9 protein-coding genes are annotated in these 19,303 nt (G+C 71.3%); 6 read left to right on the top strand and 3 right to left on the bottom strand.

All coding sequences use genetic code 11. The features are described from left to right. The first annotated feature begins 196 nt into the window (after positions 1-196). From U8525_RS01225 to U8525_RS01235, 3 genes are read left to right on the top strand one after another with little or no spacing between them, the layout of a single operon-like run. Complete coding sequence (locus U8525_RS01225) at positions 197-8,647, top strand: RHS repeat-associated core domain-containing protein (RefSeq protein WP_374259968.1); 8,451 nt, start codon at positions 197-199, stop codon at positions 8,645-8,647. A gap of 15 nt (positions 8,648-8,662) precedes the next feature. Continuing rightward, positions 8,663-9,667, top strand: a complete 1,005-nt coding sequence (locus U8525_RS01230; RefSeq protein ID WP_374259970.1) for a hypothetical protein — start codon at positions 8,663-8,665, stop codon at positions 9,665-9,667. Further along, the gene (locus U8525_RS01235) at positions 9,664-10,605 is read left to right on the top strand and encodes a hypothetical protein (RefSeq protein ID WP_374259973.1); all 942 of its coding nucleotides are present in this window, start codon (positions 9,664-9,666) and stop codon (positions 10,603-10,605) included. Before U8525_RS01230 ends, U8525_RS01235 begins: the two co-directional genes overlap by 4 nt. 46 nt (positions 10,606-10,651) lie before the next feature. Here U8525_RS01235 and U8525_RS01240 read toward each other — a convergent pair whose 3' ends face one another. The 3 genes from U8525_RS01240 to U8525_RS01250 all read right to left on the bottom strand — a co-directional run bounded on the left by U8525_RS01240 (position 10,652) and on the right by U8525_RS01250 (position 12,510). After that, positions 10,652-11,050, bottom strand: coding sequence for a VOC family protein (locus U8525_RS01240; protein ID WP_374259975.1), 399 nt, complete (start codon positions 11,048-11,050; stop codon positions 10,652-10,654). Between the two features lie 153 nt (positions 11,051-11,203). Then, on the bottom strand, positions 11,204-11,692 hold the full coding sequence (locus U8525_RS01245; RefSeq protein WP_374259977.1) for a VOC family protein: 489 nt from the start codon (positions 11,690-11,692) through the stop codon (positions 11,204-11,206). Positions 11,693-11,709: 17 nt separating this feature from the next. Further along, complete coding sequence (locus U8525_RS01250) at positions 11,710-12,510, bottom strand: VOC family protein (protein WP_374259980.1); 801 nt, start codon at positions 12,508-12,510, stop codon at positions 11,710-11,712. A gap of 360 nt (positions 12,511-12,870) precedes the next feature. On the opposite strand from U8525_RS01250, the gene U8525_RS01255 reads away from it, so the two are divergent. From U8525_RS01255 to U8525_RS01265, 3 genes are read left to right on the top strand one after another with little or no spacing between them, the layout of a single operon-like run. Then, positions 12,871-14,841, top strand: coding sequence for a LodA/GoxA family CTQ-dependent oxidase (locus U8525_RS01255; RefSeq protein WP_374259983.1), 1,971 nt, complete (start codon positions 12,871-12,873; stop codon positions 14,839-14,841). Continuing rightward, positions 14,838-15,962, top strand: a complete 1,125-nt coding sequence (locus U8525_RS01260; protein ID WP_374259985.1) for a tryptophan 7-halogenase — start codon at positions 14,838-14,840, stop codon at positions 15,960-15,962. The genes U8525_RS01255 and U8525_RS01260 overlap by 4 nt, the downstream gene beginning before the upstream one ends. A 36-nt stretch (positions 15,963-15,998) precedes the next feature. Next, positions 15,999-19,172, top strand: coding sequence for a hypothetical protein (locus tag U8525_RS01265; RefSeq protein WP_374259988.1), 3,174 nt, complete (start codon positions 15,999-16,001; stop codon positions 19,170-19,172). The last annotated feature ends 131 nt before the right edge of the window (positions 19,173-19,303 follow it).

The raw sequence follows: 19,303 nt of genomic DNA on the forward strand, positions 1-19,303 counted from the left end.
CTGGATGCGTGCTGGCACGCTCCACGCAAGACGGCGGGCCTCGCGCCGCGGATCACGGGCGCCCATCAAATCCACTCCCTGGACCGTCATGCCCTCCTCGCTCGCCCCCCACCAGGTCCCCCCGCAGCGTCCTGCCCAATTCGCTTCGACCGACGTCGGCTCCCTCAGGCAGAGCATCAACCTCTTTCGAGGCTCGGTGAGCTACCAGCGCCCGCTGGTCCAGCTCCCCGGGAAGCTCGGAGACGACACGCTCGCGGTCGACCTGGGCCTCTCCTACGACAGCTCCATCCACCTCGCCGCGACGCGCTGGAACCTCGACGCGCCCACGAGCGTGGTCGGCCTGGGCTGGATGCTCCCGCGCGAGCGGATCGTCGCGGAGTCGGATGGCGGATTGTCGCTCGCCGCGCGGCGCTTCAGCCTGGAGTCCGGAGGCGCTCGCAACCGGCTGGTGCCCACCACCCGCCCGTGGGTCCGCGCGCTGCTGGACGCGGCGCTGGGCTCGCGGCTCGGTGGACCCCACGTCTCGCGGGAGCTCATCGCCGCCTTCGCCGGAGCCGGCCTCCCCCTGTCCCCCGAGGCCACCGTCAGCGGGCAGGGCCCCTGGGACGTGGAGGATCCCATCCACGAGCAGTCCTTCGTCCTGTCGGAGCAGGCCGGCGCGGACGGCGCCCAGGTGCTCGCGGTGGCGGCGGGCGGGCTCGGCTTCGAGCCGCAGGACTTCAGCTTCTGGCGCGTGCGCTACTACCCGACCTACGAGCGCTGGGTGGCGGTGGACGACTCGGGCACGCAGCGGGTCTTCGGCGGTGGCGTCTCCGTCACCTCCCAGGGCTTCGCCACCAGCGCCGGCCACGGCATCGAGTGGGGCGTGCGCTTCGGCGGCGAGCGGGGCGGCTGGGTAGGCAGCTCGACGCGCGGGGAGGGCCAGGCGCAGTACGCACGCGCGTGGAACCTGGTCGCGCGCGTGGACCGCTACGGCGACCGCGTCACCTACGCGTACAACGGCTTCGAGCGCGGCGCGGACGGGCTGCTCCCCACCGTCGAGCAGCGCGTGGGCCCCGACGGGCTGCCGTACACCAAGGCCTGCTACCTCTCGCGCATCACCGGCGTGGGCGGCCGGAGCGTGGCGCTGGACTACGCGCCCAAGTGGTACACGGCCACCGTCCACGAGTACCAGGATCCGCACAAGGTGCTCGTGCCCGCCGCCGACGGCGTGGCGCCGGAGAACCTCACCACCCCCAACGCCTTCCAGGACCGCTACGAGACGCTGTACCTCGACAAGCTGCGCGTCCTGGACGACGCGGGCCGCGAGCTGTACCGCGTGACGCTGGACTACGCCCGGCCCCAGGCCCTGCCCGGCACCCCCGCCGCGTCGTCCGCCGACCTCTGCAAGCGCTTCCTCACGGGCATCACCGAGCAGGACCCTGCCGGGCGCAGCCTGCCCGGCTACGTGTTCGCCTATGCGCTGGAGGAGGGCGCGGCCCACCCGGGCGCGCTCACGCGCGTCACCTATCCCGAGGGCGCCACCGGCACCTTCACGTACGACGGCGCCATCCCGCTGGACATCTGCGAGCGGGACCTGACCGTCACGCCGCCCGCGGGCTTCGGCGCCACCGGCAACACGCCCTTCGTCTGGCTGGGGCCGGACTACGCCGTCACCTGCTGGCTGGATGCGCAGCGCAGGCGGCTGAGCCTCCAGGTCCACACGTGGACGGGGCGCTGGCAGCGCTCCACTTCCAGCGAGGGGCTCGTCTACGACGGGGAGCAGGCGCTGGACGCGGACACGCTCGCGGGCGTCACCTCCATGGACTTCTTCGGGCTGACCTTCCGCGTGGGCGACGAGGTGCGCGTGCTCCCGTTCCGGCGCGGCACGCTGCGCGCGTGGGAGTGGGAGCCGTACTCGGGCGAAGCCGGCACCTCGTGGCTGTCCTTCCCGAGGGCGACGGGCGCCCGGCTCGCCGCCGGAGAGAGCTTCCTGCTGGCCGTCGTCTCCGGCTTCGACGGCGCCGGTGACAACCTCTACCGGCTCACGTGGGACTGGCAGCGGCGCGCGTGGAGTGGCGGCGATGCGCCCGCGGTGCGCGGCCGGACGATGCAGGTGCTCGCGCGCGGCGAGCGCTACCTGCTGTGGCAGCACCTCAACGGCAAGGGGACGGTGTCGCTGGCGTGGCTGGACGGCGACCACCGGTGGAGCGACGGCGGCTCCCTGGACGTGGAGCTGGGGCCCCGGCAGACGGAGATGGCCTGGGCGGACGGTCCTTCCATGGTGGCGTGGTGCGAGGCCCTGGACTCCAACGCCACCGGCCGCTACGCCCTGCGCGTGCGCCGCTGGGACGCGGACTACCAGTTCCAGGCAGGGCAGGGCGTGGACGCGGAAGACCTGCGCCTGTCCTCCGTCACGCAGGTGCCCCGGCCCTCATGGCCGCCGGTGCCGTCCGTGTCTGGCAACGAGCTGGTGGGGACCGACCGCTACCTGTGGCGCTTCGATGGCGTGACCTGGAACACCTCCGAGGCGCTGACCGACCAGGGGCGCGGCCGGCCGGGCTGGCTGGCCTACGCATATGGGCGCGACGTGGTGCTTCAGGTGCTCAACGTGGCGGATGGCGTCACCACGCGGCTGCTCGCGTACGACGCCGACAGCGGCACCTTCGCGCGCGCGCCGAGGACGCTGCCGGCCCTGCCGCCAGGAGAGGACTCCGGCTACCCCGCGGCCACCGGCGAGGACTTCATCGTCGCCTCCAACACCGTCTGGTACCGCGGCGCCGCGCCCGGGTGGAAGGGGCCGGAGAGCGAGCAGCCCGTCTACGAGGGGGCTCCGGAAGGCACGGACTTCTTCAGCGTCGTCGACGCGGCCCCGGACTTCACGGGGTGGCGGCTGCCTCCGGGCGCGGGCGCCGCGCGTATCGCCCTGGCGCTGCTGGAGAACGGCCGCGCGAAGGCCACCTCCACCATCGCCGGACAGACGTTCGTCAGCCCCCTGTCGCCCGAGGGGCTGCTGTCTCCACCTCGCGCGGGAAAGAGCCCCGCGGGCCCCTCGACCCTCGTCACCTACCCGCAGACGGCGCCCGACTTCGAGCGCGCGCCGAGCCTCACGCTGCACCGCTTCGTGGGGGGCGACATCCAGGGCGCGCTGGTCGACTTCCCGGTGCGCTCGCTGTCCATCGACACCGGCCTGGGCGAGCGGCTGCGCACCGTGTGGAGCTTCGACCGGGTGAGCGCCGCGTGCGACCCATCCGGCGAGATCATCAAGTACTACCGCTCCACGGCCTGGGACGGCTGTGACGACCCCTCCGCCGCGCGCGCCGGGCGGACCGTGACGACCTACGACAACGGGGCCACGGGCGAGGGCCTGAGCATGCTGGACGGCCAGCCCCTCCAGACGCTCACCTTCGAGGGCGCCGCGCTGTTCGCCGCGCCCGCCTCCGCCGCGCTGGGCCTCACGCCGGACGTACCGCCGGGAACCCCCGTGCCGGAGGCCCTGCGCGCGCTGTTCCCCGCCGAAGCGGCGCTGTCCGCCCAGGCCGTCTACGAGGCCCGCCGCGTGGACGGGCGCGCCCTCTACTGGTCCGTCGAGGACCCCACGACCCGGCGCCGCTACACGGTGGACAGCGACGAGGATCCGAGGTCCCCCACGGCGGTGCGCGGCTACACCGGAGGACTGGTCGCCAGCGAGACGAACACCTGGGAGGTCTTCACGTCGCGCGCCGGCTTCACGTCGCTCCAGGACGCGGCGCGGGGAACGTGGAGCGAGGTGGTGCTGCATGGCGCCTACGTGCGGCCAGCGAGCATCCGCTCCATGCAAGACGGCCTCGCGCTGGAGACGCGCTATGGCTACCTGGGAGGACTCCCCGCGCCGCTGACGGGGGGCACCACCTCCGAGTCGTTCGACACACGCGACGTCCACGGCGTGACGTGGACGACGGAGATGGCCACCACCTTCGCCGCCGAAGTGCCCGCCTACCGCGCCCTGGCGTGGGAGAACGTGCTGACGAGCGTCGCGCAGATGCGCACCCGGGTGCGGCCGAAGGACGGCGTGGACACCGTGTCCGCGTGCGCCGCCACCACCTACGGCCCCTTCGAGACGGCCGGAGGCTGCACGGTGCTCGACGTGTCCGCCCGCTACGACTGGGGCGGCCCGACTGCCTCCGACGGCGCCCGGTTCCCGTTCGGCGCGGCCACCGTCCCTCCGGAATGGTTCACGCGCACGCGCATCCTGACGCGCGACGCCCGGGGCATCGCCACGCTGTCGAAGGACGCCTCGGGCATGGCGCACTCCACGCGGGTGGATGCCAGCGGGCAGCTCCCGCTGCTGATGGTGACGAACGCGGACCTGGCCGCGCAGGAGGCCGACGCCTGCGGCTTCGAGTCGCAGGAGCCCGTCGCCGCGTGGTCCTTCACCGGAGGCGCCGCCATCACCTCGGAGCGCGCCCACACCGGCGTCCGCTGCGCGTGGCTTCCAGGGGGTGACGCCGCCGTGGAGCGCGCACCGCTGACGCCCGCCGACAACGCGCGCACCTACGTCGCCGGCTGCTGGTATGCGCGTCCCCGTGGCGCCGCGGCCGGCGCGTCGCCCGTGCTGACCATCACCGTGACCTCGGGAGGCACGGTGGTGGGCGAGCCCCTCCGGCTCGCGCTGGACGACACCTCCGGGCGCTGGACCTGGGGGCAGGCGGCCATCGCGCTGGGCGAGTACCGCGCGCGCCTCGCGTCCGAAGGTCCGCTCTCCATCCGTCTGCGCGTCGACGCGGGCGGCGGCGAGCTGTGGGTCGACGACGTGGGCTTCTACCCGCGCGAGGCCAACGTCATGGCGCAGGCCTTCGAGCCGGGGACGCGGAAGCTGACGGCCAACGTGGGCCCTGGAGGGCTGACGTCGCGGGCGTTCTATGGCCCCACCCGGCGCATGGTGGGCCAGGTGCGCGCGGACGGACAGCTGAAGGGCGTGCAGCTGGAGTTCAGCTCGCGCCAGCGCAACGCCACCTTCGAGCCGGGAGACCCGAACACCCAGGTGGCCCTCCAGGCCACGCGCGGCGGCACCGTGCAGACGTTCCGCGACGGCGAGGCGTGGCGCGATGCCTGGACGCCCTCGGCGGAGGGCGCCTGGCGCGCGGACTCGGGCCTCTTGCTGCACGAGGGCACCACCGCCGCGTCGCTCACCGCCACCGCGCCGGAGGCGGAGGAGTGGGCCCTCTACGTGGAGCCCACCGCGGTCGACGGTGGGCCGGTGCGCCTCTCGCCGGGATTCGGCTTCACGGTGGGCACCGCCGCGCGGCTCACCTGGGACGCCGGCTGGCGCCTGGACGTGGGCGGGCAGGGTGTCTCGCCGGTGGGGGCGGGCGCATCCAGCCCGGCCTCGCTGCTGCTGGTGGTGACGGGGGGCCGGCTGCTGTTCTGGACGGACGGCGGCCTGGTGTTCTCCGTGGCGGCGGGCGTGCGCGGAGGCGCGGCGCTCACGTCCGGCACCGGTGCGCTCGGCCTGCGCAACCTGGCGTGGATGGAGGGGCCGGTGATCCAGGCTCGCTTGCAGGACTCCACCGGCGCGGACCGTCAGCTCCAGGCGCTCGGGGGCGACACCTATCTCGTCAACCAGCTCATCGAGGACGCGCTGGGGCGCACCATCGTGAAGACGAAGTCCGTGCCCGGTGACTTCGGCTCGGGCGCGGCGCTGGCCCCGCTGCTCTACCGGACGGGGCTGGTGGACCTGCCGGCCTTCCAGGCCTCGCTCGCGGGCAGCGGCGTCATGGCCGGCGACGCGACGGACTACTGGAACGGCGAGGCGGGCTGCTCCGCGGACGGGGGCTACCCGTACTCGCGGCGCCTGCTGGAGGCGTCACCGCTGGGGCGCACCGTGGAGGTGGGCCTGCCGGGCGCCGCGTGGGCCATCGTCGAGCCGTACACCACGTCCGCCGACTCGCGGCCCACGGCGAAGGTGCGCTACGCGCCGGACGCGGCGGTGCTCCCGGGGCTGGACCTGCCGGCCACCGACTTCCGCGTCACCACGTTCATCTCCCCCGTGGGCGAGCGGCGCCTGCGGGTGCGCGACGCGAAGGACGCCGCGCTCGCCGTGCTCGTGCCGCTGGTGGACGGATCCACCTATGTCTCCGCGATGGACCTGGGCATGGAGCCCACGGGTACGCGCACGCGCGTCATCCTCCCCGACGGCTGGCGGAGCGGCACGGACGCGGCCATCGTCCGTGACTACGACTGCCTGGGCCGGCTGCTGCGCGAGTCCACGCCCGACGCGGGCGAGACGCGCTACGTCCACGACCGGGGGGGCCGCGCGCGCTTCGCCCAGACCGCGGCGGACGCGGCCGAGGGGCGCATCACCTGGACGACCTACGACGCGCTCAGCCGGATGACGGCGCGCGGCCACGTGACGGCCGAGTGGAACGAGCCGCTGCTGCTCGAACGGGCGGAGCTCCCGGGCTGGCCGCTGACGGAGCCGGGCTCGGGCGCGGTGACGACGGGCGTGTGGCGCTACGACGGCGACGGCTGGGACGCGCTGGCGCTGGGGCAGCTGGTGGGCTCGCGCTCCCAGGACACGGGCGCGCCCGCGACGGTGGACTCCGCGTATCGCTGGACGCCGCTGGGACAGCTTGAGGCGCGCACCCTGCGCGTGACGTGGGACGACGGCGAGGAGGCCGCGCCGCTGGAGGTGACCTTCGGCTACGACAACACGAACGCGCTGGTGCGGCTCGGACTGCCGCGGGAGCTGCTCCCCCAGCCCGGGCCGCTGCGGTACGGCCGAGGTGTCCAGGGCAACATCACCTCCATCCAGGATGAGGCGGGCACGGAGCTGGCCTCGTTCGCGTGGGATGCGATGGCGCGGGTGCGCGCGAGCCGCTCCGGCCCCGTGACGTGGGCGCTGGAATACGACTCGCCGGGCCACCTGCTGCGCTCCGCCGCCTCCGCCGGGACGAGCGCCACGCAGGCGTACACCTTCGCGCCCGACAGCAACGTGCGGGGCACCAGCGCGGTGCTCGGCGCGCACCGGGAGCAGCTCGCCTACGGCTACGACGGGCTGGGCCGCATCACCGCCTCCGACACCGTGGAGGGCACCGATGCCCCCGAGCGCTTCCAGTACGAGGGAGACCTCAACGGCAACATCCGCGAGCTCTCCGGCGCGCGGTTGTCCTACGCGCCGGGCGGCAACCGGCTGGACAGGGTGGCGTGGCCGGACGGCGGCGAGACGTCGTTCACCTGGCGGGCCGATGGCACGGTCTCATCGCGCCGCACCCGAGGCACCGGACCGGTGGACCTGGACTTCGCCTACGCGCCCGGCATGGCGCTGCCCCGCCGGATCCAGGTCCGCCCCGGCGCCAGCGACGCGCGCACCGTCGAGTACGCCTACGACGCCGACGGCGTCCGCGTGGCCACCCGGGTGAAGGGCTCCGACGGTGAGCAGCGCGAAGTGCGCTTCCCGGGGGAGAACCAGCCGCTGTTCGTGACGGGCGGGAGGAGCGGCACCGTGCTGTACGTGCCGGGGCCCACGGGCTGCCCCCTGGTCTACCGCGACGGCGTCCGCTACCACGCCTCGAGCGACCGGCTGCGCTCCACCCGCGCGCTGTTCGACGCGCAGGGCACGCTGGTGGAGGGCTTCGGCTACGCCGCCTTCGGCGCGACCCGGGAGGCGACGGGCGCCGCGCCGTGGATGCGCCTGCGCTTCTCCGGCGCCGAGTACGACGCGGAGACGGGCCTCTACAACCTCAACGCCCGCCTCCTGGATCCGGTGCTGGGCCGCTTCTACGCGCCGGACCCGGCCGACGAGTTCCCCAGCCCCTACACCTACGCGGGCAACCACCCGACCACGCGGGTGGACCGCACGGGCGCCATCTCGAGCGGCGCCCGCGCGGCGGTCATCGTGTTCTCGGGCATCGCTACCGCGGCGGGGACGGTGGCGGGGTTGGTCGTGGACGTGACGACGATGGGGAGGACCGCGGGGCTGTCAGCGCTCGCGAGCAGCCTCTCCGCGGCCGGCTGGAACGGGATGACCTACGCGCTGACCGCCGACGAATGGAGCTGGAAGGAGTTCGCCGGAATGGTGGGCGTGGGGGCGGTGAGCGGCTTCATCCGCGGAGGCATCTCTGGCGGCATCCAGGGACGCGCCAGGGCGGGCCGCGAGGAGAAGGTGCGTGGCTTCACGCAGCATGCCGGCCTGCTGGCCGACGCCGCGGCAAAGCCAGACGCCTCGCGCGCGACGAAGGCGAAGAAGTGGATGTCCGAGGCCACCTACTGGGACAAGTTGCAGAAGAAGCTCAGCCCCGCCCAGGACGCCTGGGAGCAATTCGCGGTGGCGCTGCCGCACAGCGCGCTGGGCAACACCATCGGCTACACCGTCGCCGGACTGGTCTCGATTCCCCTGACCAACCTGGTGACGCTCGCCGTCTACGGCGAGAACGAGTTCGGGGCGGGCTGGAAGGACGCCCTCAACGTCTTCCTGGACGGGGCCTGGGGGCTGACCGTGGGCGTGAGCGGGACGTCCTTCGGCTACGTCAAGAATCGCTACAAGCTCAAGGAGCGGCTGACGCGCAAGCTCGAATCCGCGGGCAGCGCGGTGCTGGAAGGACTGTCGGACCTGAGCGTGATGGGCAGCTCGGGAGGCATGGACCTGGGGCCTGCCGGCCGGCTCATCGGCCCCTTTGGAATTTCCTGAGCAGGGGGAGCGTCGATGCGAATCTGTGTGAAGACGGCGGTGATGCCCAAGAACAAGACCTGGGCGTCCCCCATGAAGGTGGACTTCAGTGAAGACCTGCTGCCCGGCGAGCGCGTGCTCGCCGCGATGGCGGGGCTGAGCTACTTCCGGCTGTACTACGCCGACAACGGCTCCACCTCCGAGTCGGTGGGACAGGCCAGCGTGACGTTGGTGCCCAACCTCACCGAGGACGCCGTCCACGTGACGGCGGCGCTGGTGATGACCAACTACGATGGCGCCGAGGCGGCCAGCTCGACGGACGGCAGCGGGCACGACAGCTTCGTGCGCGTCACCGTGGTCGCGGTGCTCGGGCTGATGAACCCCGCGTACCAGGCGGTGGCGGGCAACCTCTACGGGCTCGCCGGGCAGTGGCCGGAGGCCATCCCCATCGCCTCCGCGTCGGCGGAGGCCCGCGCGTTCCTCGCCGGCTTCTACATCGCGGGCAGCAGCGCGAAGGAGGTGAGCAGCCTGTCCTTCACCTCCTCCGTGGAGAAGCCCGGAGGCGCCCTGGCGAAGGTCGGCGGGACGGCGACCCAGAGCGGTGGTGAGGAGCGGACCGGAACGGCGGACGTGGCCTTCCTGTCCACCGACGGGGTGACCAGCTACCGCGTCCTGTCCATCGACACGTCGTCGGGCAAGTGGACGGAGGTCGACGACGAGCGCGACGGCGTGACGTGCGCCTTCAGCGTGACGCCCACCCTGGACACGGGCGAGACGGTGCGCCGGGCTGGGGTGCTCCTCCAGAACGTGAACCTCAGCTTCGAGAGGGACAAGACGAGCGACCTGGAGCTGTTCGAGGCGGGCGTCACGAGCGACGCGCTGAGCATCTCGAATGGGAAGACCATCTCCGGGACGCTCATCCTGAACATCTTCAACGCGCGCGCGGGAGACGACTACGGAGTCGCGCCGCCCCCGTCGAGCAACCTGACGGCGTTCGTCATCGCCGAAATCGCAAGGCCGCGGCCTGGAGGTGCGTCATGAGCTGGGAGTTCAGCCGCAAGGAAGTGGTGGCCGGGGACACGGCGACGTTCGACTTCTCCGGCGACGTGGGGCTCGCGCTGTATGGCATCTCGCGCTTCGACATCAACTTCGCCACGAAGGCCTCGGGAGGGAACCTGGGGGGCTCGCCCATCTCCGGGTTCGGCGTGAAGCTGACGCGGGAGAACGCGGGGGAGGACAGCCGGCGGCAGGTCAAGGTGAAGGCGGAGGTGACGGGCACGCCGCTGTCGTCCGCCAGGGTGTGGATCACCGTCATCGCCTGGGTCGGCGGAGAGTCCAGCACGCGCTATGTCGTGAGCGGCGACGAGCTGGCCACGGGGCAGATGTCCCGGCCCCAGGCCGTGGTGGCCTGGCCGGAGTTCTCCTCCGCCGTGCTGTCGGGCTTCAAGCTCGACTTCGCCTCGGGCAGCCACGACGTCGGGGGCGTGGGCGCGTCGGCGGGCATCTCCGCGTCCCTCACCGAGCCGGGCGGCGCGTACGTCACGGGCGCGGGGACGCTGACGGGCAAGGGCGCCTCCAACTGCACGGTGAGCCCGTCGGGACTCGTGCTGGGCGAGGCCCAGGAGAACGCGTGGTTCGGGATCGTCGCCGACGAGTCGACCTCCACCGTCAACGACACCAACTGGGGGAAGACGAAGCTCCGCGTGCGGACGGACGCGACGGTCGCGCTGACCCAGGCCGCGGTGCTGCTCCAGTCCTTCTACGGGCGCTTCAGCGCGACCAGCCTGTCCGCCAGTCCGCTCAGCTCGGTGACCATGGGCGCGAGCGAGCCGGTGGTGGTGGCGGCCGAGCCGGGGGTCTTCGAGTTCGACTCCACCCGGTGGCTGGCCGACTGCACCACCATCGTGAAGACGGGCAAGGAGATCTGGACGGAGGCGCAGACGTACTCGGCCGTCTACGTCTGGGCCGCGCTGGGCTGAACGTCACGCCATCAGGGCCGCGCGCCGAGCAGCCCGGCCGGCCGCATCATGCCTGCGGCGCCGTCCAGACAAGGTTCCACAGGTGGCCGTCGAGGTCCTCGAAGCCCTGGTCGTACATGAAGCCGTGGTCCTCGGGCGGATGCGGAGTGCGGCCGCCGGCGGCGAGGGCCTTGGCGATCAGCCTGTCCACTTCCTCCCGGCTCTCGCAGCTCAGGCAGATGACGACCTCGTTGGCGTCCTTCGCCTGCACGACGGGCTTGTGGATGAGGGTCTTGAAGAACGCTTCGGTCGTCAGCATGGCATGGATGCTGCCATCCACGATGTCCATGAACGCCGCGCGCTCGTTGCTGAATTTGGGATTGAAGCTGAAGCCGAGCGCGGAAAAGAAGGCTTTGGATTTATCGAGGTCTTTGACCGGCAGGTTGAAGATGATCTGCTTGTTCATGGTGTCCCCATGTCGAAAGGTGGGTCGAAGGACGAGCCTGCACCGCACCGGATTGTTGAGACACCAGGCGGGGGGCATCAGACCGAGTTGAGCACCGGCGCCTGCGCGCGACGTGGGCGCAGGCCCCTTGTTCAGGCTCGCGGGGAGGCTGCCTCAACCCTTGCGCGCCGCATTGATCGCCGCGATGTCGATCTTCTTCATCTTCATCATCGCGGCGAACACCCGCTTGCGCGCGGCAGGATCCGGGTCGCCCATGCCATCCGTCAGGGCGGCAGGCGTGATCTGCCACGAGAGTCCCCACTTGTCCTTGCACCACCCGCACTGACTTTCCTGGCCGCCGTTGCCGACAATGGCATTCCAGTAGCGGTCCGTCTCTTCCTGATCCTTCGTGCTGACCTGGAACGAAAAGGCTTCGCTGTGCTTGAAGGTGGGGCCGCCATTGAGGCCGATGCACGGGATGCCCAGCACGGTGAACTCCACCGTGAGGACGTCGCCCTCCTTGCCATCCGGGTAGTCGCCCGGCGCGAGGTGCCTGGCGCCGACGGAGCTGCCGGGGAAGGTGCGGGCATAGAACGCCGCGGCTTCTTCGGCGCTGTGTTCGTACCAGAGGCAGAGGCGGGTCTTGTTCTCGATGTTCGCCATGAGTGCGCTCCTTCGCTTCATTCGCCCTTGGGGCCTACGACCCCGAAAGTGACGCCCGTGGGATCCGCTGCGACGATAATCCAGTCGCCGCCGGGCACCTCGTGCGGACCTTGCAGCACCTTGCCGCCGTGGGTGGTGATGGCGCGCTGCGCCTCGGCGACCGAGGCGACGCCGAAGTAGAACAGCCAGGTGCCGATGGGGCCAGGGCTTTCGGCGGGCTTCTGCATGATGGCCCCGAGCCGAACGCCATCGTGGTCGATGAAGCAGTAGTCGCCCAGGGGGCCCATGGGCATCGCGTCGTTGAACTGGAAGTGGAAGTGCTTCGCGTAGAACGTCCTGGCGCGCGCGAGGTCAGGGCTGCCCAGCTCGTTCCAGCGGATGTGCTGCGACGCCTTCACGTCGAAGACGTCGCTCTTCGCTCCGGGCTTGCCGGGTGGTGGAATCGGCGCCATCACGTAGAAGGGCGTCCCCATCGGGTCGGCGACCATCGCGATGGTGCCGACGGGCAGCTCCATTTTCGGCATCAGCACCTTGGCGCCATCGGCCACCATGGCCTGGAGGGCCGCATCGACCTCGGCCACGTGCAGGTAGCCGAACCAGCCGGGCTGTGCGCCATGCTCCAGCATGTCCTGCGAGAGGCGCAGCACGCCACCGGCGGAGCCGCCATCGCCGCGCATGATCGTGCGGTAGTCCACTCCGTTTGGCATGGGCGCGGACGGGCCGGAGATCTCCCATCCCACCACGGCGCCGTAGAACTTCGCGGCGGCGTCGGGGTCGCGGGTCATCAGCTCGTACCAGATGAAGCTTCCTGTGCTCATGGGGTCATTCCTTTCGTGAACGGCGAAGTACCACGCACGGCGACCCCAGTCCCTCGCGCGTCACTCCCGTGTAGGCCGTATGGCCTTGCACGATGTCGTAGTACCTCCCGGCAGTGGCACGCGCGGGCAGGGTGCGCGTCTCCGCGTTGTCGCCAGGAGCGGTCGGGGCGCCTGGCTTCGCTCTCCATACGGCTCGAACCTGACATGTCAGGCCAGGGCCATGACCCGTCAGTCTTCAAGTCTGACGTGTCAGGGTTCGCGGCGGGTGCCTCGCAAACCTCCGCGGCTCCTCAAGTCCAGTCTTGTTCATGAAGGTCCATGAATTGCAGGACTCCCGGCCAACACCGGAGGAGCGCTGCAATGGGCATCAGCTACAAGATCCACCCGGCGATCGGGGTGGCCCGTGTCGGGGACAGCGAGGACTACTACCTGGGGCCGGAGACCGCGGGAGGGCTGCCCCAGGAGCGGACCGGCGGGGACGTGACGCGCTTTCGCGACGCGCAGGGGGGCATCCGCCGACAGGCCGCCCGGTTCCAGATCCACACGTTCGACCCCGCCAACCCCACCGCCCCGGGCAAGCGCGTCCAGCCGGGCGTTGATGGCGTGGTGGACATCGAGTGGACCGTCCACGTCGCGAACAAGAAGGCCGCCTGGTACGAGTTCCAGCAGCAGGAGGGCGCTGACGGCGTGTATGACGCCTCGCATCCGCTGCGCAATCCGCGCACGACGGACGACGCGGGCCGCAAGGCGCTCATCATCGACCCGGGGCCCCGCACCGTGGCATGCCGGGGCAACAACCAGCTCCCGCTCCGCGCGGAGTTCTCCAACGACGACCCCCAGGGCAAGAGCTACCCGCGGACCTTTCCCCGGACGCAGCTGCTGCCGGAAGGCAATGACATCACCACGCTGGGGAGCGTCATCGCGGACGACCAGGGCTACCTCTACACCGTGGGAGGCATGGGGCACTCCGGCACCACGGCGGTGTGGGACCTCTCCACCGGCCTGATCGACAACATCCTGGAGGACGATTCGACCCTCACGGACCCGCAGCGCAAGCGCCTGAAGGAGCTCAAGCCTGTGGCGGACCAGTGCTACCCGACGCAGGAGGCGCTCCGCGCCGCCATGGTGGCGGAGCTGGCGAAGGACACGTCCAACAGCCCGGCGGACATCCAGGAGACCGCTGACTTCATGCAGGCCCGGGCCTACATGCAGCCGCGGCTGGACACCTACGCCAACAACAACTTCTGGTGGGACGACACGTCGGACGGGCCCGTCACCGCGACGGTCATCCTGGAGGGGGGCACCCGGGTGGTGGTGGAGTTCCCGGCGTGGATGGTCGTGGCCCCGCCAGCCTACGCGCCCCAGCTCCTCAACATGGTCACGCTGTACGACACGCTGCGGGACACCTTCGTCATCCATCGGGACCTGGAGCCGGCGCTCTGCCAGGGCGGAAACTTCAACGACAGCTACCGGCCCAACTTCCAGGCGGACATCCTGCCCATCCTCCAGCGCCCCAATGACTATCGCTGGACCGCGCGCATCAACGACCAGGGCGTGGATGCGCACGCGGACCTTCCCAAGCCACAGACCAGCGCCCACAACTTCATGAAGTACGTGCGCGACCCGGACTCGCCCAATGACTATCCGGGCCGCATGCCGAAGATGGCGGGGGACAATCCGCTTTCCGACAAGCACACCCGGCGGTTCCTCACCCTCACGCGGACGCAGTACTTCCTGCTGAGCCAGTTCAGCAAGGGCCTCTTCGACGACACCCCCAGCACGGCCACGCCCACCCCGGGGCAGCTGCTGGACCGCGGGGTGCTTGAGAACTGCGTGGGGGGGCCCTTCTGCCCGGGCATCGAGATGACCTGGATCGCCCGCGACCCGAACTTCTTCATGGAGCCGTTCCGCTTCAAGCACCGCCCGCTGGATGGCACCGGCCTGCATTGGGACACCAACCCCAGCCAAGGCCAGGGCCTGGAGCCGGGGGACGCCACCAAGTACATGGCGCTGCCGTGGCAGGCGGACTTCAACGAGTGCTCCAACCAGGTCGTGCAGAACACCTCCCTGTGGTGGTGGCCGTCGCAGCGCCCCTACGAGGTGCGCTACCTGGGGTCGGACGAGCAATGGCAGCAGGGCTACTGGACGCGTCCCTTCGACATCAACTTCGACAAGGACGAGCAGATGGTCGCCAACTGGAAGGGCCTGGGCTTCATCCTCGCCCGGAAGGACGCCCGGCCGCAGGACCAGGGGCCCGACACCGCGGATGATCCCGCGCCGCGCTACATCGAGGTGGAGCGTCTGCTGACGTCGGACGGTCAACTGCCGTGAGCGACGCCCACTGTGACGTCGCCGTCCTGGGGGGAGGACCGGCCGGCGCGGGAGTGGCGCTGGCCCTGCGCGCCCGGACGCGGCTGTCCGTCACGTTGGTGGAGCGCACCTCCCACGGCGCGCCCCGCATCGGAGAGACGCTGCCCCCCGACGCACGGCGGCCCCTGATGGGGCTGGGCGTCTGGGAGCGCTTCCTGCGCGACGGGCACCTGCGGTCGCGCGGCACGGCGTCCTGCTGGGGCTCCGCCACCGTGGGCCATCACGACACGCTCATGGCCCCGTTCGGGTCGGCCTGGCACCTGGACCGCGCCCGCTTCGACGCGAGCCTGTGCGCCCAGGTCGCGGAGCGCGGCGGCACCGTGCGCACGGGCACCGCGCTGGTGGGGTGCGAGGCCCTGGGCGCGGAGGGCTTTGAGCTGCGCCTGTCCCATCCGGTGGAGGGCCCCACCACCCTGGGCGCGCGCTTCGTGGTGGACGCCACCGGGTGGAGGGCCGCCTTCGCCACGTCGCGGGGCGGGCGGCGGAGGGTGGCGGACCGCTGCTTCGCCCTCTACGGCGACTTCCTCCTGCGCGAGGGCGCGGCCTTCAGCACGCAGGCGCTGGTGGAGGCCCGGCCGGAGGGGTGGTGGTACTCCGCGCTGCTGCCTGGACGCCGCGTCGTCGTCGGGCTGATGGGAGATGGCGAGTCCCTGCGCGGCGTGCGCGGCCCGGACGCCTGGCTGGGATTGCTGGCCCGCACCACCGCCACCCGCGAGCGGCTGGAGGCCTGCGACTTCAGCGGAGCGCCGCCGCGCGCGGTGCCGGCGGCGGTCGCCTGCCTGGACCGGGTCCACGCGGAGCACTGGCTCGCGGTGGGGGACGCGGCGTGCACGCTGGACTCGCTGTCGTCCCAGGGCATCACCCAGGCGCTCGGCTCCGCGCTGCTGGCGGCCGAGGCCCTGGAGCAGCACCTGCGGGGCCGTCCGGGCGCGCTGGAGGCCTACGCGGCCCGGGTGCGTCTGGGCTTCGCGGAGCACCTGCGGACGCGGGACCACTACTACCGCGAGGAGCGGCGGTGGCCCGACGCCCCCTTCTGGCGCAACCGGCGCCAGTCCCTGGCTGTCCGCGCCCTGGCCGCGTGACGGCCCTCTCTTCTTCACCCCAACCGGGATGGTCCCATGATGACACGTCGTCAGCGATATCTCCTGCTCACGCTGGGAGGCGTGAGCGCCCTGTCCGTGGTGGTGGCCCTGGTCGGACGCGCGCAGTGGGGGGCGGACTCCGTTCAGCCGCCGCCCCTCGGCGGGGCCGTGAGCGCGGCCCAGGTCACCTCCGTGCCCACGCCGGGCACCGTGCCCACGCCGTATCCCGTCTTTCCCCACGGCGACAAGCTGACCCAGCCCCTGGAGGAGAATGACATCCAGGCCCAGCAATTCCTCGCATTCTATGCCCGGCAAGGCGACGTCACGTTTCCCTCGCTGACGAAGGGCTCGCTCCAGGCGCTGCCCGCCCGGACCCTGGACATCGCGCACAACGGGCTGGACCTGGGCAGCCAGCGGTTCAACTCCTCGCTGGTGTGTCAGTCCTGCCATGACGCGGACTGGCTGGCCAACAGCGACCTCACGCTGCCCGCCGATGCGCCGTCCACCTACAAGGCCCTGCCGTCCATGGCCTTCTGGCAGATGCCCTCCGTGGACACGCTCTGGAACGCCGACGCGCAGCCGTCCTACCTGGACCCCGGCGCGCCCCTGCCGCTCGCGGCCAACTGGTCTCCCTTCGGTGACTGGAGCGCGTCCGTGAAGGCGCTTGCGGGGCGCGATCCCATCTTCCTCGCGCAGGTGGAGACCACGCGCGGCCTGTCACCGCACCGCCCCCCCGACGTGGACAACCTCTGCCTGCGCTGTCACTCGCCGCTGGGCCAGCGCCAGGCGCAGAGCCAGCACAGGCCCTTCACGCACGACCTGCTCTACGCGACGCCTGACAACTCCAAGGGTGATCCCGAAAAAGCGGTGCTGGGCGCGCTGGGGCGCGACGGCGTCTCGTGCAGCGCGTGCCACTCCGTGGCGCCCGACAGCGGCCTTCCCTGGAGTGGCACGGACTACACGGCCTTCTACGGCCCCCAGCAGGGCACCCTCTTCGGTGACAACGTGTCCGCCCGCCTCAAGAACTTCGACGACGACGTGCAGCCGCCGCCGTTCCCCTTCACGGCGTCCATGAACCTGCGCCCGGGCGCCATCGTGGGCCCGGACACGCGCCTGAACACGCAGCCCATGGCGGCCGCGGGCCTCAGCCTGGAGACGGCCGCCACGGTGGGCGGGCACAGCTACCTGCGCGACTCCATGGTCTGTGGCTCGTGCCACGTCGTCGTGCTGCCCAAGGTGCCCACGGACTACCGGCCCTCCATGCCCATCGCGGAGGTGGAGGCGAAGGGGGTCTACAAGCGCCCCGCGAGCTGCCCGCAGAACCAGACGACCTTCAGCTCCACGGGAGAGTTCCTGACCGACCCGTGCGTGGAGCTGGCCTACGAGCAGACGACCTACTTCGAGTGGCTCAACAGCGGCTATGCCCAGTCCACCTCCACCTGCATGACGTGCCACATGCAGCTCACCGCGCCCGCAGATCCGTTCGATGGCGCCGTGAAGGTGGCGCAGCAGAACGGGGACCTGGCGGCCTTCTATCGCGACAACGCGACGCTCCCGCCCCGGCAGTACAACCGCCACACGCTCCTGGGCATCAACCTGTTCGTCCATGAGATGTTCCAGCAGTTCCCGGACGTGCTCGGGCTGGACTTCTACGCCCAGCCGGACTCGCGCGTGCCGCCGTATCTCCAGAGCCCGGAGCTCCTCGCGCGCACGCCCAACCTCGTCACCAACCCGGGCGCGGAGGTCGGCGCCACGGCGGACCTGACGGCGGACGGCTGGGCGCCGGACTCCGGCGCGACGGTCACGGCGGTGACCGAGCAGCAGGGGCTGGCCCGGCAGACCATCCGCCCCAGCCACGGCGCGCGGTTCTTCCAGTTGAGCGGGGGCGCCTCGCTGACGGTGGACGTGTCCGCGTACCAGGACCTCATCGACCGGGCCGCGGGCGCCGCGACCGTGCAGTGGGGGGCCACGGTGTACTGCGATGGCGTCGAGCCGTGCGGCACGCTGTCCCTTCAGCAGCAGTCCGGCGCGGGGACCTGGACGAACACGGCCGGCTCCGCCCCGGTGGCGGCGACGAAGCAGCGCTGGCTGTCCGTGCGGGCCTCGACCCCCACGCCCATCCCCGGGGGGACCCGCGCGTTGCGGCTCGTGTTCCAGCCCGGCCGCGCGGTGAGCGTGGACGACGTGTTCCTCGCGCTGAAGTTCCCGGATGGCTCGGTGAAGCCGCTCGCGGACGGCAAGCGCGACTACACCTTCGCCAAGAACCTGCTGAACGCGGAGCAGTCCATCCTGGACCTGGCGGTGAACACCGCGCAGGGCGTCTTTGATCCGACGCAGCCCGCGGTCCTGGTCTCGGTGGGGAGCTACCAGGAGGCTGGCGGCACGCTGAACGTGCCCGTCACCGTCACCAGCAACGTGGGCCACAAGTTCCCCAGCGGCGCGGGCTTCCGCCGGGCGTTCCTCCAGTTCGAGGTGCTGGATGCCGCCGACAAGGTGCTGTGGGCCTCCGGTCAGCCGAACGCGCTGGGGGTCATCTGCGACGGTGTCTGCAAGCAGGGCGACAGCGCGCTGCTGGCCAGCGAGTTCACCACCGACCCATCCCAGCTCCAGCCGCACCACCAGGTCATCACCCGGCAGGACCAGGCGCAGATCTACGAGCTGCGCGCGGTGGACGACACGAACCACCTCACCAGCCTGGAGCTCCAGCAGTTCAAGGAGGTGAAGGACAACCGCCTGCTGCCCGAGGGCTGGGTGGCCCCGGCGCAGCGCAAGCCGGATGAGGTGCTCCTCGGCCTGAACCTCCAGCAGCTCGCCCGCCTCACCGAGCCGTTCTCCTACGTGCTCGGTCCCCAGGACACGAGCGTGACGTCCGATCCGGACTTCAGCACGTCGCCCGCGAAGGGGGTGGACCAGCTCGTCTACCAGGTGCCGCTGTCGGCGGTGAGCGGCTGGAAGAGCATCCGCGTGCGGATGAACTACCAGACGATTCCGCCCTTCTACCTGAACGCGCGCTTCCGGGACTCGCTGCGGGATGCGAACGGCCAGCCCAGGCCGCCGGGGCCGGCGGTCCAGCGGCTCATCTACATGAGCAGCCACCTGAACACGAAGGCGTCGCTGAAGTACCCGGCGCAGGGGCAGGGCGGCCAGCAGGTGGACCTGATGGACAACTGGTCCATGGTGTTGAGCGAGGCCCGGGTGACGAAGAACTGAACCAGGGGGCGTGATTCCTGGGCGTCTGGTCTGTGGCTGGGGCCGAGTCTTCGGCCCCAGGCGCCACCTGCCGATCGAGGATCGCGAGCGGTCGTCTAGGGCCGCCGGCGGGGCGTCGGTTCCAAAAAGGA

The sequence above is a fragment of the Corallococcus sp. RDP092CA genome, from assembly GCF_041903675.1.
Classification (GTDB): Bacteria; Myxococcota; Myxococcia; order Myxococcales; family Myxococcaceae; genus Corallococcus.